A 13,740-nucleotide genomic window follows, 5' to 3' on the forward strand; every position below is an offset into this window, starting at 1 on the left:
CGTCAGATCTGACGCTCTCAGGCTATCCCCGGACCCCTGGACCGACAAGCGTCGGGCCTCTACGCTCACCGGACTATCTGACGGATCGTCAGCCGTGAGGAGTACGGGATGAACGAGACCGCACACGCCCTGGGCGAGTCCCGCACGCTGTGGGAGCTCGTCGAACGCCGGGCCGTGCTCACGCCGGAGAGGCCGGTGTTGCTGCAGGGCGATCGGGTGCTCACTTTCGGCGGGCTCCGGGAGCGGGCGGAGCGGTGTGCGGCGGGGTTGTACGGGAGGGGGGTGCGGGCGGGGTCGGTGGTGGCGTGGCAGTTGCCGACGAGGATCGAGACGGCGGTGCTGACGTTCGCGCTGGCGCGGATCGGGGCCGTACAGACGCCGGTGATCCCGTTCTACCGGGACAAGGAGGTGGGGTTCGCGCTGCGCGAGTCGGGGGCGGAGCACTTCGCCGTGCCGGGGGTCTGGCGGGGGTTCGACCATGGGGAGATGGCGCGGCGGCTCGGGGCGCGGGGGGTGTTCGAGGCGTACGGGGAGCTGCCGGACGGGGACCCGGCCGTGCTGCCTCCGCCGCCGTCGTCAGGTACCGACGTCCGCTGGATCTACTGGACCTCGGGTACGACCTCCGACCCCAAGGGGGTGCTGCACACGGACCGTTCGCTGATCGCGGGCGGCGCGTGCCTCGCGCACGCGCTGCGGCTCGGCGAGGGGGACGTGGGGTCGATGGCGTTCCCGTACGCGCACATCGCGGGGCCCGACTACACGGTGATGCTGCTGCTGTACGGGTTCCCGGCCGTGATGTTCGAACAGTTCGCGCTGCCCGACGCGCTCGACGAGTACAACCGGCACGGGGTGACGGTCGCCGGCGGCTCCACCGCGTTCTACTCGATGTTCCTCGCCGAGCAGCGCAAGACGCCCGGCAAGCCCGTCATCCCCACGCTGCGGCTCCTCGCCGGGGGCGGGGCGCCCAAGCCGCCGGAGATCTACCACGCGGTGCGGAAGGAGCTGGGCTGCCGGCTCACCCACGGGTACGGGATGACCGAGGTCCCGATGATCACCATGGGCGACCCGGAGGACACCGACGAGAACCTCGCCACGACCGAGGGCCGCCCGCCGGCCGGCATGGAGATACGGATCACCGAGGGCGGCGAGGTCCGGCTGCGCGGCGAGGCCGTCTGCCAGGGCTATCTGGACCCGGCCCAGACGGCCGCCGCCTTCGACGAGGACGGCTTCCTCGTCACCGGTGACGTGGGGCACCTGACGCCCACCGGCCATCTCGTGCTCACCGGCCGGATCAAGGACATCATCATCCGGAAGGGAGAGAACATCTCGGCCAAGGAGATCGAGGACCTCCTGCACCGTCACCCCGGCGTCGGCGACGCCGCCGTCATCGGCCTCCCCGACGCCGAACGCGGCGAACGCGTCTGCGCCGTCGTCGAACAGCCCCCGGGCGCGGAGCCGCTGACCCTGCCGGCCGTGACGGCCTTCCTGCGGGAGGCGGGTCTCTCCGTCCACAAGCTGCCCGAGCAGCTGGAGCTGATGGACGCGCTCCCCCGCAACGAGACGCTGCGCAAGGTGCTCAAGTACCGGCTCAGGGAACAGTTCGGCCCGGCGCCCCGCTGAGCGCCGCCGGCACGTCCTCGTACACGTCGAAGAGGCGCCGGACGCCGAGCGCGGAGAGCACGCGGTCGACGTGGCCGTCGCCGGAGCCGGTCTCGTCCCCGGGGAGGATCAGGCGGAGGCGGCCGCCGCAGGAGCGGAGCAGGCGGCGGGCGGCGATGAGGACGCCGACGCCGCTCGAGTCGCAGAACCGCACGCCCGACAGGTCGACCACCAGGTCGTGCCGGCCGCCCGCGACGGCGTCGTGGACGCTGCGGCGTATCCGGGGAGAGGTGACCAGGTCCAGTTCTCCCCGGACGCGCAGAACCGTCCAGGAGCCGTACTCGTCCTCGTCGACCTCGATCGCTGTCACGGACGCCGCCTGCCCCGCCGTGACCGGGCGAAACCCCTGGGCCGGTGGATGACGCGTTCCTTACCATCAGCACCCGCGTCAAGGGCGCACTTGCGGCAAACAGGCGTACGTCGTCGGTGCGGCGCACTACTTTGGGAAGGGAAGAGGCGGGGCCTGGGACCGGGAGGGGCGGAGGGGTCGGATGGCGATGGACACACCACCGCGCTGGGACCGCAGGATGCAGCAGCGGCTCGCGCGCGGGGAGGCGGCCGCGCTCGGCGAGTTCTACGACCGGTTCGCGTCCCTGGTGCACAGCCTCGCCCACCGCGTCCTCGACGACGACGCGGCCGCCGACCAGGTCACCCGCGAGGTGTTCGGCTACATCTGGGAGAACCCCGACGCCTACGACCCCAAGCAGGGCAACATGCGCTCGTGGGTCGCCCGGCTCACCCAGCGGCAGGCCGTCCACCGGCTGCGCCAGGCCGAGGCGACGGCCTACGCGGAGACGGGGCTCGGCTCCGCCGAGGAGCTGGAGCAGAAGGTCCGCCGGGCCAATGTCGCGGCCCGCGCCGACTACATCGTGACGTCCATGCCGGCCCCGCTGCGTGCCGCGCTCGAACTCGCCTACTTCCAGCGGCGCGACTACCGCCAGACCGCCGCCGACCTGGGCGTCACCGACGACGAGGCCCGGCGCCGCCTCCGGCTGGGCCTGCAGCTCCTCTCCACCGCCAACACCCGCCCCCTCGGCGGCTCCTCCCCGCCCGGCTACGGACCCGCCCTGTGAACTCGGCGAACGACGACCCCGACGGCCTCGCCCGCGCCCCCTGGATACCGGGCCCGCGCGCGGCGGCCGACGACCACGCGGACCTCTCGGCGACACCGGCGGCGCCCGTCGACGACGTCGAACCCGAGGCGCCGGCCCTGTCGCACGCGGTGCTCAAGTCCCTGCTCGGGGCCTGGGCGCTGTCGGCGTGCTCCAGCGCGGAGACGAAGGCCGTCGAGGACCATCTCACCGGGTGCGCGCCGTGCGCCGACGAGGCGCTGCGGCTGCGGGACGCGGTCGCGCTGCTGCACGAGGACCGGGACCTGGACCTCGACCCGCTGCTCCGCTCGCGGGTCCTGGAGAACTGCCTGGGCCGCCGGCCCGCCCGTATCCCGGTCCCCGACTGGGTGACGCCCTACGACGCGGAGACGGCCCGGCTGGACGCGCTCCTGCGGGACATCGGCGAGTCCGAGTGGCACGCGCCGGTGCGGCTGAAGTGGTACGAGGAGGACCGCGTCGTCCGGCGCAAGACGACCGTCGCGGGTGTCATCGGCCATCTCCTGGCGGTCGACGGTCTGGTGTCGTCGGCGCTCGGTCTCGACGATCCGCTGGGCGCGGGTGTGCCGGAGCTGTCGGCGACGGAGCGGACGGAGGCGTTCTGGGCGGGGCTCGACCGGCCGCCGAACCGGGCGCTGCGGGATCCGTGGCGGGAGCAGAGCCACACGCTGATCCGCACGGTGTCCTTCGCGGGGCGCGGTGTCGCCGACCTCACGGTGACGTACAAGGACTTCGCGCTGCCGCTGCGGGACTCGCTCCTTGAGCGGGCCTTCGAGTGCTGGGTGCACGCCGACGACATCGCGAACGCGATCGCCTATCCGTACGCGCCGCCGAGCGGTGCGCATCTGCACGGCATGATCGACCTGGCGGCGCGGCTGCTGCCGGCGGCTCTCGCCGCGCGCCGCCGTTCGGGCCTCGCGGCGCCCGCGCGCCATCTGGTCGCGGCGGGTGCTCCGGGCCGCTCGCTGCATCTGGAGGTCGAGGGCGCGGGCGGCGGCCACTGGTACATCCCGCTGGACTCCCCGGCCGCGCTCGGCTCCCCGGATCATTCCGTCGCGCAGGTCGCGATGGACGGCGTCGAGTTCTGCCAGCTGGTCGCCGGGCACATCTCGCCGTCCGAGGCCGCCGCCGGCCAGGACGGGGACCGCCAGGCGATCCACGACGTCCTGACGGCGGCCACCACCCTCAGCCGCTTGTAGGGCCGGTCCGGCGGCCCGGTCCAGCGGGTCGGTCGGGTCAGCCGAAGACGACGGTGCGGCGGCCGTTGAGGAGGATGCGGCGTTCGGCGTGCCATTTGACGGCGCGGGCGAGGGCCTGGCATTCGACGTCGCGGCCGATGGCGACGAGCTGGTCGGGGGTGACCGCGTGGCTGACGCGTTCGACCTCCTGCTCGATGATCGGGCCTTCGTCGAGGTCGGCGGTGACGTAGTGCGCGGTGGCGCCGATGAGCTTGACGCCGCGGGCGTGGGCCTGGTGGTAGGGCTTGGCGCCCTTGAAGCTCGGGAGGAAGGAGTGGTGGATGTTGATGATGCGGCCGGACAGCTGCTTGCAGAGGTCGTCGGAGAGGACCTGCATGTAGCGGGCGAGGACGACGAGCTCGACGTTCTGTTCGCGGACGAGTTCGAGGAGTTCGGCCTCGGCGGCGGCCTTGGTGTCCTTGGTGACGGGGATGTGCCGGAAGGGCAGCCCGTAGGAGCCGACGAGTTCGGCGAAGTCGGTGTGGTTGGAGACCACGGCGACGATCTCGACGGGGAGCGCGCCGATCCGGGAGCGGAACAGCAGGTCGTTGAGGCAGTGGCCGAACTTGGAGACCATGAGGACGACCCGCATGGGCTGGTCGGCGAGGTGGATCTGCCAGTCCATGGCGTAGGAGTCGCCGACCGCGGCGAAGCTGGCCCGCAGTTTGTCCACGTTCACCGGCGCTTCGGCGGAGAAGTGGACGCGCATGAAGAAGAGACCCGTGTCCCGGTCTCCGAACTGCTGGCTGTCCTCGATGTTGCACCCGGTGATGAAGAGGTAGCTCGACACGGCGTGCACGATGCCCTGCTTGTCGGGGCACGAGAGGGTGAGGACATACTGATCGGTCATTCCGGCAGCCTGCCACACCGGGATGGGCCGGGTGACCCCCTGTCCGTCAGGCGGAACGCGTTTCGGACGCTTCCCGAGCGCCGGGCGAGCCGGCCGCGAGCCGTGCGCGAGCCCGGGACGCGAGCCGCCCGCGAGCGGGGCGCGGGCCGCTCAGGACCGGGTCATGATGCGGATCACGTCGAGGGTGCGCGGGGGCGCGTCGGGGTCGTCGCCGTCGGCCTGTGCCATCCGTACGTGTGCCTCGCGGGCGGCGCGGACGGCTTCGGGCCAGCCGGGGTGTTCGAGGTAGGCGGAGACGGGGGCGTCGGGTCCGACCTGGTGCATGATCCGCAGGACGCGGAGGACGGCGACGTCGACGAGGGCGGCCTCGCCGCTGTCCCGGAAGACGGCGCCGACGTACTTCTCGGCGGACCAGTTGTCGAGCCAGGTGTCCTCGACCAGGCGGTAGACGGCGTCGGTGACGTCGCCGTACCCGTCAAGGCCGGCCTGCCAGGTCGTCTCGTGGAACCCGGGGTCGGAGAGCATGTGCAGCGCGGAACGCACGTTGATGCGCCAGCGCCACCACGGCATGTCGTTGAGCGGCATGCCGCCCATGGTGGAGGAGCGACGGCCGCGACGGGAAGAGTTAACCGAACCGGAGACTGGACTGGACACGTTTCGATCGTACGTTCCCGTGCGGCATAAGCGGACTCGCCCCCTCCTCATCCGGCCCTGACCCCCGTAATTCACCTTCACGTCACCCATCGTTGAACCGTGCTCACTCCCGCGTTACCCATGAGGCGGAAATGTGCATGCCCATGACCGGTAGGCGACTGACCCCACTCCTCGCGTACGTCACGACCGCAGCGACCGGAGCGTCACTGCTCACCGGGTGCGGCATGCTCCCTGGAGCCACGGGGGGCTCCAGGGAGCCCGTCACGGTGATGACCTGGGCTCCCGACCAGACCAGGGCGACCAACATGCCCGGAATGCCCGCCATGGCCCAGACCTACGCACGGTGGGTCAACGCACAGGGCGGGATCGACGGCCACGAACTGCGCGTCCTCACCTGCAACGAACAGAACACCTCGGCCGGCGCCGCCGAGTGCGCCCGCCGCGCCGTGCGCGAGAAGGCGGTCGCGGTCGTCGGCTCGTACAGCCAGAACGGCCGGGCCTTCATGGCCCCGCTGGAGGCCGCCGGCATCCCGTACATCGGCGGCTACGGCATCTCGGAGGACGAGTTCACGAGCCCGCTCTCCTACCCCGTCAACGGCGGGCAGGCCTCCCTGATCGCCGGGCACGGCATGCAGCTCGCCGAGTCGTGCCGCAGGGTCTCCCTCGTCCGGCCCGACACCATCGCCGGGGACAAGCTGCCCGGACTCCTCAACTCCGGCCTCCGCAAGGCAAGTCACCGCAGCGCGGTCGACATCCCTGCCCAGGAGGACGCCGCCGAGTACTCCGCGCAGGCCGACCGGGCGCGCACCAAGGCGGGCCACGAGGCGGGCTGCGTCACCGCCGTGCTCGGCGAGCGCACCCAGACCTTCTTCGACTCCTTCCGCCGCCTCCCGGAGAGCGGCGGGAAGGACGGCGGGAACGACGCGAAGGGCGGCCGGGAGAACGCCGTCCGCATCTCCTCGGTCCTCGGCAGCGTCGCCCAGCCCGTGATCGACCGCACCGGCGGCGCCCACAGCCCCTTCGAGGGCGCCTACGTCACCGGCTGGTACCCGGAGGCGGACGACAAGAGCTGGGCGCCGATGCGCAAGGTCATCCAGGAGCACGCCTTCGCCGACAACCGGGTCGACCCGGCCGACGCCGGCGTCCAGACCACCTGGATCGCGTACACGGTCCTCAAGGAGGTCGTCGAGGGCCTCGACGAGGAGGACGTCACGGCCGAGAAGATCAGCCACGCCCTCGACCGGGGCGCGCGGATCGACACCGGCGGCCTGACGCCCGTCCTGCGCTGGAGGTACGAGGACCTGCTCGGCGCCCCCGGCTTCCCGCGGATCGTCAACCACGAGGTGACGTTCCAGGTGGTGCGCCAGGGCCGGCTGGTGGCGCAGAAGCCCGGTTTCGTCGACGTCGGCGAGACCGTCCTCAGCGCCCCCTGACCCGGCTACAGCTGGGTGTAGGTCCGCTTCTCCAGTCCGAACTTCGCGGCGGTCGGGTTCCACAGCCCGGCCGCCTTCTTCTTGGCCGTGGTGGCCTCGCCGCTCTTCGCGTCGCCCGCGACCCGCTGGTTGGTCGACCGGGCCTTGCCGCCCTTGCAGGCCTTCTTGGCCTTCATCTGGTCGGCCCAGGCCGCGTAGTGGTCGTCGGCCGCCGCCGAGGCCTGCCAGGCCTGGGTGAGCGCCGCCGTCAGCGCCGCGTTGTCCGGGATCTTGTCGACGGACAGCGCCTGCAGCTTGGTGATCAGTCCGCGGCGCTGCTCCGCGGCGCCCCGCAGGTCGTTCGCGGCCTGGTCGAGGTTCTTGCACTGGTTGATGGACGCGACCGAGCTGATCACCGTCTCGCGGCTGCTGCTGCTGGTCGCGAGCAGCTTGCTCAGCTCCTGGGCCTGCGGCTCCGCCGGGTCGGCCGCCTGCCCGGTGGGCGCGCCCGAGGAGGGCGCGGCGGAGCTCGCCGCCACGTTCTGCCCGCCGGCCTTGGGGTCCTTCTCGTCGTCCCCGCCGCTGAGCAGCGCGCCGGCGCCGAGGCCGACGACCGCGCAGCCGACGACGACGGCGGCGATCAGCGCGACCGGCGACTTGCGGCGCGGCGCGGGCTCGTCGTCGTAGTAGGCGTCCTCGTAGCCGTACTGCTGCCCGCCCGGCCCCTGCGGCGGCTGGTAGCCCTGCTGAGGTGCCTGCTGGTACGCGGTCGGGGCCTGCTGCGGATAGCCCTGGGCGGCCGGCTGCGGGGCGCGGGGCGGCTGCGGCGCCTCGGTGCGGAAGAGGCTGTCGAACTCCGCGGGGGGCTGCCGCTCACCGGGCGGCGCCTGCGCCGGTACGGGGGCGATGTACTGGGTCGCGTCCGAGGCGCCCGCGACCCCGGCGGGCTGCTGCGTCCCCTGCTGCGGGAGCGGGCCCGTGCCGAGGAACTGGGTCGCCGCGCCCCCGCCCTGCTGCGGCGGCACCGGGGCGATGAACTGGGTGGCCTGCATGTCCCCGGCGGCCTGGGCGGCCGGCGGCGGGTACCCGTACCCGGGCTGCGGGGCCCGCGTCGGCGGCAGCGCGCCCGGGACCGGCGCGATGTGCTGGGTCGCCTGCATGTCGGCGGCCGGCGCGCCCGGCTGCGGGTAGCCGTACCCGGGCTGCGGCGCGGCCGCCTGCTGCGGGAAGCCCTGCGAGGCCTGCGGCGGGAAGGGCGGGGCACCCTGGGGCGCCTGGTGCGGGAAGGCCTGAGGAGCCTGCGGGGCCTGCTGCGGCGGGATCGGCGCGAGGTACTGCGTCGACTGCATGTCGGCGGCGGCGCCCGGCGCCGCCTCCGGGGGCAGCGGCTGCGCGGGCGGCAGCGGCTGCCCGCCCGGCTGCGCGCCGGCGGGACCCCAGGCGCCGTCCCACGGCTGTGCTCCCGCGCGGGCGCCGTCGTGCGCCGGGGGCACCGCCGGGTACTGCGGCTCCGGACCCTGTCCGTTCTGCGTCACCGGGACTCCTACTGATAAACCTACGGAATCGTCGGCTCACGCTACCGGGTGCGCCCGGGGCTCCGCACACACGTGTGAGCCCGGTTACACAAGCTTCTTTCACACCGCGCGGCACCCCGCCGGACCCGCCTTACGCCGCCGCCAGGTCCATCCGCGCCCCGAACTCCCGCACCACCGCCTCCCCCGCGTACGGCTCCAGGCGGTCCCGCAGGTCCTCCAGGTACTCGGCGCCCCGGGACGACCGCAGGGTGCCCAGGAGTTCGAGGGCCCGGGTGCCCGTGCGGCAGGCCTGCTCGACCTCGCGCTGCTGGACCCGGGCCGCCGCGAGCAGCGCGAGACCGATCGCGCGCCGCCGCGCCCGGGTCTCCGGGTGCCCCGCGATCGACTGCTCGGCGGCCCGCGCCGCCGCGTCCGCCTGCCCCAGGTCCCGGTGGCAGTGGGCGAGTTCGTCCGCGAGGTACGCCTCGTCGAAGTGGGCGATCCACACCGGGTCGTCGCCCGACTCCGGATCGGCCTGCTCCAGGGCCCGTACGGCACGGCCCGCCGCCGCCTCGAAGGCGACGGTGTCGCCGAGCAGCGCGTGCCCCCGCGCCTCGGCCGCGAAGAACATCGCCTCGGCCCGCGGCGGCACCTTCCCGCGCGCGCCCTCCTGCGCGGCCCGCGCCAACTGGGCGATCTCGCGCGGGTTTCCGAGCTGCGCGGCGAGATGACTCATGGACGCGGCCAGGACGTACCCGCCGTAGCCCCGGTCGCCGGCGGCCTGGGCGAGGCGCAAGGCCTGGATGTAGTACCGCTGGGCCAGGCCCGGTTCGCCGGTGTCCACCGCCATGTACCCGGCGAGTTCGGTGAGGCGCGCGACCGCCCCGAACAGCTGCCGGCCCACCGCCTCCCGGTAGGAGCCGGACAGCATGCCCGACACCACGCTGTTGAGGTAGTGCACCACCACCGGGCGCACGTGCCCGCTGCCGAACCGCCGGTCGAGGTCGACGAGCGCGCTCGTCATCTCCCGGACGGCCGCCACGTCGGCGACTCCGACGCGGGCGCCCGCGAGCCGGGCGACGTGCGGGTCGGGGACGGTGATCAGCCAGTCCCTGCTGGGTTCGACGAGCGCGGAGGCCGCCACCGTGGAGCCGGCGAGGAAGTCCCGGCGTCCCACGTCGCTGCGCCACAGCTCGCAGACCTGCTCGATCGCCCCGGGCACGGTCGGCGCGAACTGGAGGCCGACCCCGGCGGCGAGGTTGCGGCCGTTGGCCATGCCGACCTCGTCGATGGTGACCGTGCGCCCCAGCTTGCGGCCCAGCGCCTCGGCGATGATCCCGGGCGCCCGGCCGCGCGGCTGCTGCCCGCGCAGCCAGCGCGCCACCGACGTCTTGTCGTACCGCAGGTCGAGGCCGCGCTCCGCGCCGACCATGTTCACCCTGCGGGCGAGGCCGGCGTTGGAACAGGCCGCCTCCTGAATGAGCGCCTGGAGCCGTTCGTTGAGCTGACGCGGAACGAGTGGCCTGGCTGCCATGAGTACCCCCTGAGGCCGTGCGGTGATCACCGGTGAAGTGATCACTGCCCGGTGGATATCCGGTCAATGCCGATGTGAACACGCGAAACCGGACACGTCGGCCGCGACTTCGCGACCGGCGCCCCCACCTGTGGGTACCCACCCCCGCTCCCCGGCCCGCCGCGCGCCCCCGCGAGTGCACCCATGCGCCCCGCGTGCAGGATCGATGCGTCAACACCCCGGCCGTCACGCCCGTAACCCCAGGTGACGGGGGGAGTTGTGTTCACCGTGGAAGAGACCATCGGAGTCACGGAAGCCGCACAGATCCCCCAGCAGCGAGGCGAGCAACTGCTGGACAGCGCCGTGCGGTACGCGGAAGAGCGGCACTGGGACGTGTTCCCCGGGACCTGGCTTGAGGCCGTCGAGGGCAGGGAGCGATGCTCCTGCGGCGCGGAGGCGTGCGCCGTCCCCGGCGCCCACGCGGTCAAACCCGACTGGTCCACCCAGGCCACCGGGAGCGGGGTCGGGGCGCGGCGCATGTGGTCGAAGACGCCGAAGGCGTCGATCCTGCTGCCGACCGGCCGGACCTTCGACGCGATCGAGGTCGCCGAGTCCGCCGGGTTCCTCGCGCTCGCGCGCATGGAGCGGATGGAGCTGACGCTCGGCCCCGTGACCTGCACCCCGGACCGCCGGATGTTCTTCTTCGTGCTGCCGGGTGCCGCCGCCAAGGTGCCCGACCTGGTGCGCAAGCTGGGCTGGACGCCCGCCTCGATCGACCTCGCCACCCGCGGCGAGGGGCACTACGTGGCCGCCCCGCCGACCCGGATCGGCGGCTTCGGCGCGGTGCAGTGGGCGCGCCGCCCCACCCCGGCGAACCGGTGGCTGCCGGACGCCGAGGAGCTGATCAGCCCCCTCGCGTACGCGTGTGGCCGGGAAGCGGCCGAGGCCAGGAGCCGCACGTCCTGAGCCTGGAGGCCGGTCTGCCCCGAACGTAGGGTGGTCCCCGTAAGGATGACGGGGACGACCTAAGGATTGACAGACCATGCCTGACCAGGCATTTGACGGAGCGTTCGACAAGGCGGGTGCCGCAGCGGGCACCGCACCGGGGGCCGGTGCGGTGCCCGCGGTGCGTATCGAGGGCCTGTGGAAGCGTTTCGGCCAGCAGATCGCCGTGAACGGGATCGATCTCGAACTGCCCGCGGGCAAGTTCATCGGGCTCGTCGGGCCCAACGGCGCCGGCAAGACCACCACCCTCTCCATGATCACCGGCCTGCTGCGGCCCGACCACGGACGCGTCCTGGTCGCCGGGCACGACGTCTGGGCAGGACCCGACTCGGTCGCCGAGGTCAAGGCGCGCATCGGCATCCTCCCCGAGGGCCTGCGGCTCTTCGAGCGGCTCTCGGGCCGCGAACTCCTCGCGTACAGCGGACGGCTGCGGGGGCTGCCCGGTGCCGAGGTCGACAAGCGGGCCGCACAGCTCCTCGACGTACTCGACCTGACCGGCTCGCAGAACAAGCTGGTCGTCGACTACTCCACCGGCATGCGGAAGAAGATCGGCCTCGCCGCCGCGCTGCTCCACAACCCCGAGGTCCTCTTCCTCGACGAGCCCTTCGAGGGCGTCGACCCGGTCTCCGCGCAGACCATCCGCGGCGTCCTGGAGCGCTACACCTCCTCCGGCGCCACCGTCGTCTTCTCCAGCCATGTGATGGAGCTCGTCGAGTCGCTCTGCGACTGGGTCGCCGTCATGGCGGCCGGGCGGATCCGCGCCCAGGGCACGCTGGCCGAGGTCCGCGGCGACGCGCCCTCGCTCCAGGCCGCGTTCCTGGAACTGGTCGGCGCCAACGGCCGGGCGGCGGCCGGGGATTCGCTGGACTGGCTGGGCGGCGGCGCCGCGGGCACCCCGGGCGAGGCCCGGTGATGCGCGCGTCCACCTCCACCGCTCCGCCCGCCACTCCCGTACCGTCGCTCACCTCGGTCTTCGTACGGCTCAAGCTGTCGCTGCTGCGCAACGGGCTGCGGCAGTCGGGCGGGCGGACGGCCGCGTACATCCTGACCATCGTCTTCGGGACGGTCCTCGCCGCCGGCATGGTGCTCGCCTTCGTCCTCATGCGGGGCAGCGCGGACGCGGCGAGCATCGCGATCCTCCTCACCGGGACCCTCGCGCTGTCCTGGACGGTGATGCCGCTGTTCATCCCGAGCGGCGACGAGACCCTCGACCCCTCGCGGCTCGTGATGCTGCCGCTCCAGCCCCGGCCGCTGGTACGGGCCCTGCTCGTGGCCTCCCTGGTCGGCGTCGGGCCCGCCCTGACCTTCGTCCTCGCGCTCGGGGCGGCCCTGTCGGTCGCCCACGGCGCCGCCGCCACCGTCCTCGCCGTCCTCGCCGTCCCGCTGACGGCCGTGACCTGCGTGGCGCTGTCCCGGGCCGTGGCCGCGGCCAACGTCCGGCTCCTCACCTCGCGCAAGGGCCGGGACCTCGCGCTCCTCAGCGGCCTGATCATCGCCGTCGGCATGCAGCTCGTGAACTTCGGCGCCCAGCGCCTCGGCCGGGCCGGCGGCCTGGAGTCCCTCGAACCCGCCACGGCCGTCGTCGGCTGGCTGCCGCCCGCCGCCGCGATCGGCGCGGTCGACTCCGCCAGCCGCGGCGACCACGCGGTCGCGGCGGTCCGGCTGCTGCTCACCGCGGCGACGCTGGCCGCCCTGGTCCACTGGTGGCGGCGGAGCCTCGTACGCCTGATGGTCGAGCCCGACGGCTCCACCATCGGCGCCGCCTCCGACGCCGGCGCCCGCGACAAGACCGGCGCGGGCCGGCTCGCCCGGCTCCTGCCGGCCGGCCGCACGGGCGCGGTGATGGAGCGCAGCCTCCGCTACATCTGGCGCGACCCGAAGACCAAGGCCGCCTGGGTGACCTCGCTCGCCATCGGCGTGATCGTCCCGCTCTTCAACGCCCTGCAGGGCTCGGGCTCTATCTACTTCGCCTGCTTCGCCTCCGGCATGCTCGGCATGCTGATGTACAACCAGTTCGGCCAGGACAGCTCCGCGTTCTGGATGGTCTCGCAGACCCTCTCCACCGCCGCCGACGCCTACGCCGAACTCCGCGCGCGTGCCCTGGCGCTCCTCGCCGTCACGCTCCCCTTCACCGTCCTCGTGACCGGCCTCACCGCCGCCGTCCTCGGTGACTGGTCCGCCTTCCCCGAGGCCCTCGGTCTCGCCCTCGGTCTCCTCGGCGCCATGGTCGGCACCGGGGCCGTCACCTCGGCGAGCTTCCCGTACTCCATCCCCCAGGACAGCGGCTACAAGAACGTCGCCCCCGGCCAGGGCGCCCTCGCCTGGATCTCCATCATGGGCGGGATGCTCCTCGCGGGCGTCCTCTGCTCCCCGCTCATCGCCGCCACGATCTACCTGCACGTCTCCGACCAGCACTCCCTCCTGTGGCTCCTCCTCCCGGCCGGCGCCCTCTTCGGCGCCGGCCTGACCTTCGCGGGCCTGAAGCTCGCCGCGCCGCGAACCGCCAAGCGGCTGCCGGAGATCCTCACGGCGGTCAGCAAGGGCTGAGCCCGCCGCTTCCCGCCTTCGTACGGCCCCGATGGCCCGCTCGGTGTCCGAGCGGGCCATCGTCGCGTTCACCCGCATCGCCCTCTCCCTCGACATCCCCGCCGGACGCGTCCGGAACGTCGCCGGGAACGGCTCCGAGGTCGCGGTCGAGGTCCGGCCCGCCAGTGCCGGCAAGAAGCGGGACGTCCGCGCCGCCGAGGAGACCGTCGTCTCGTACGAGAACCAGGTCCTGCGGGTCG

General features: G+C 73.2%; 12 protein-coding genes. 7 read left to right on the forward strand and 5 right to left on the reverse strand.

Annotated elements, in window-relative coordinates; translation table 11 throughout:
* The first annotated feature begins 108 nt into the window (after positions 1–108).
* On the forward strand, positions 109–1,620 hold the full coding sequence (locus ACZ7G1_RS31090; RefSeq protein ID WP_470876773.1) for a class I adenylate-forming enzyme family protein: 1,512 nt from the start codon (positions 109–111) through the stop codon (positions 1,618–1,620).
* Here the strand turns inward: ACZ7G1_RS31090 and ACZ7G1_RS31095 are convergent.
* A complete protein-coding gene (locus tag ACZ7G1_RS31095; RefSeq protein ID WP_470876771.1) occupies positions 1,589–1,969 on the reverse strand; it encodes an STAS domain-containing protein in 381 nt (126 codons plus the stop codon). The genes ACZ7G1_RS31090 and ACZ7G1_RS31095 overlap by 32 nt on opposite strands.
* Before the next feature lie 181 nt (positions 1,970–2,150).
* Between ACZ7G1_RS31095 and ACZ7G1_RS31100 the strand changes: the two genes are divergently transcribed.
* Entirely contained in the window at positions 2,151–2,732 is a 582-nt protein-coding gene (locus ACZ7G1_RS31100; protein ID WP_470876769.1) for a sigma-70 family RNA polymerase sigma factor, read from the forward strand.
* Positions 2,729–3,967, forward strand: a complete 1,239-nt coding sequence (locus tag ACZ7G1_RS31105) for a maleylpyruvate isomerase N-terminal domain-containing protein (RefSeq protein WP_470876767.1) — start codon at positions 2,729–2,731, stop codon at positions 3,965–3,967. The genes ACZ7G1_RS31100 and ACZ7G1_RS31105 overlap by 4 nt, the downstream gene beginning before the upstream one ends.
* 37 nt (positions 3,968–4,004) lie before the next feature.
* Here ACZ7G1_RS31105 and purU read toward each other — a convergent pair whose 3' ends face one another.
* On the reverse strand, positions 4,005–4,856 hold the full coding sequence (gene purU / locus ACZ7G1_RS31110; protein ID WP_470876765.1) for a formyltetrahydrofolate deformylase: 852 nt from the start codon (positions 4,854–4,856) through the stop codon (positions 4,005–4,007).
* 150 nt (positions 4,857–5,006) lie between these two features.
* Positions 5,007–5,450, reverse strand: a complete 444-nt coding sequence (locus ACZ7G1_RS31115; RefSeq protein ID WP_470877094.1) for an SCO4402 family protein — start codon at positions 5,448–5,450, stop codon at positions 5,007–5,009.
* A 203-nt stretch (positions 5,451–5,653) separates the two neighbouring features.
* Here ACZ7G1_RS31115 and ACZ7G1_RS31120 point away from each other — a divergent pair, with 203 nt between their 5' ends.
* Positions 5,654–6,943, forward strand: coding sequence for an ABC transporter substrate-binding protein (locus ACZ7G1_RS31120; RefSeq protein WP_470876763.1), 1,290 nt, complete (start codon positions 5,654–5,656; stop codon positions 6,941–6,943).
* Between the two features lie 5 nt (positions 6,944–6,948).
* Here ACZ7G1_RS31120 and ACZ7G1_RS31125 read toward each other — a convergent pair whose 3' ends face one another.
* Positions 6,949–8,457 (reverse strand): hypothetical protein, encoded by a 1,509-nt coding sequence (locus tag ACZ7G1_RS31125; protein ID WP_470876761.1) that lies wholly within the window; start codon positions 8,455–8,457, stop codon positions 6,949–6,951.
* A gap of 130 nt (positions 8,458–8,587) precedes the next feature.
* Entirely contained in the window at positions 8,588–9,970 is a 1,383-nt protein-coding gene (locus ACZ7G1_RS31130) for a transcriptional regulator (RefSeq protein WP_470876759.1), read from the reverse strand.
* Between the two features lie 258 nt (positions 9,971–10,228).
* Between ACZ7G1_RS31130 and ACZ7G1_RS31135 the strand changes: the two genes are divergently transcribed.
* The 3 genes from ACZ7G1_RS31135 to ACZ7G1_RS31145 all read left to right on the forward strand — a co-directional run bounded on the left by ACZ7G1_RS31135 (position 10,229) and on the right by ACZ7G1_RS31145 (position 13,501).
* Positions 10,229–10,915, forward strand: coding sequence for a bifunctional DNA primase/polymerase (locus tag ACZ7G1_RS31135; RefSeq protein ID WP_470876757.1), 687 nt, complete (start codon positions 10,229–10,231; stop codon positions 10,913–10,915).
* A 76-nt stretch (positions 10,916–10,991) separates the two neighbouring features.
* Complete coding sequence (locus ACZ7G1_RS31140; RefSeq protein ID WP_470876755.1) at positions 10,992–11,867, forward strand: ABC transporter ATP-binding protein; 876 nt, start codon at positions 10,992–10,994, stop codon at positions 11,865–11,867.
* Complete coding sequence (locus tag ACZ7G1_RS31145) at positions 11,867–13,501, forward strand: transporter (protein ID WP_470876753.1); 1,635 nt, start codon at positions 11,867–11,869, stop codon at positions 13,499–13,501. The genes ACZ7G1_RS31140 and ACZ7G1_RS31145 overlap by 1 nt, the downstream gene beginning before the upstream one ends.
* Positions 13,502–13,740 lie beyond the last annotated feature (239 nt).

The organism is Streptomyces sp. NPDC037273 (assembly GCF_055603625.1).

Coding starts and splice junctions, on each gene's coding strand:
- ACZ7G1_RS31090 (WP_470876773.1), top strand. CDS start 109: ATGAACGAGACCGCACACGCCCTGGGCGAGTCCCGCACGCTGTGGGAG.
- ACZ7G1_RS31100 (WP_470876769.1), top strand. CDS start 2,151: ATGGCGATGGACACACCACCGCGCTGGGACCGCAGGATGCAGCAGCGG.
- purU (WP_470876765.1), bottom strand. CDS start 4,856: ATGACCGATCAGTATGTCCTCACCCTCTCGTGCCCCGACAAGCAGGGC.
- ACZ7G1_RS31115 (WP_470877094.1), bottom strand. CDS start 5,450: ATGGGCGGCATGCCGCTCAACGACATGCCGTGGTGGCGCTGGCGCATC.
- ACZ7G1_RS31120 (WP_470876763.1), top strand. CDS start 5,654: ATGACCGGTAGGCGACTGACCCCACTCCTCGCGTACGTCACGACCGCA.
- ACZ7G1_RS31130 (WP_470876759.1), bottom strand. CDS start 9,970: ATGGCAGCCAGGCCACTCGTTCCGCGTCAGCTCAACGAACGGCTCCAG.
- ACZ7G1_RS31140 (WP_470876755.1), top strand. CDS start 10,992: ATGCCTGACCAGGCATTTGACGGAGCGTTCGACAAGGCGGGTGCCGCA.
- ACZ7G1_RS31145 (WP_470876753.1), top strand. CDS start 11,867: ATGCGCGCGTCCACCTCCACCGCTCCGCCCGCCACTCCCGTACCGTCG.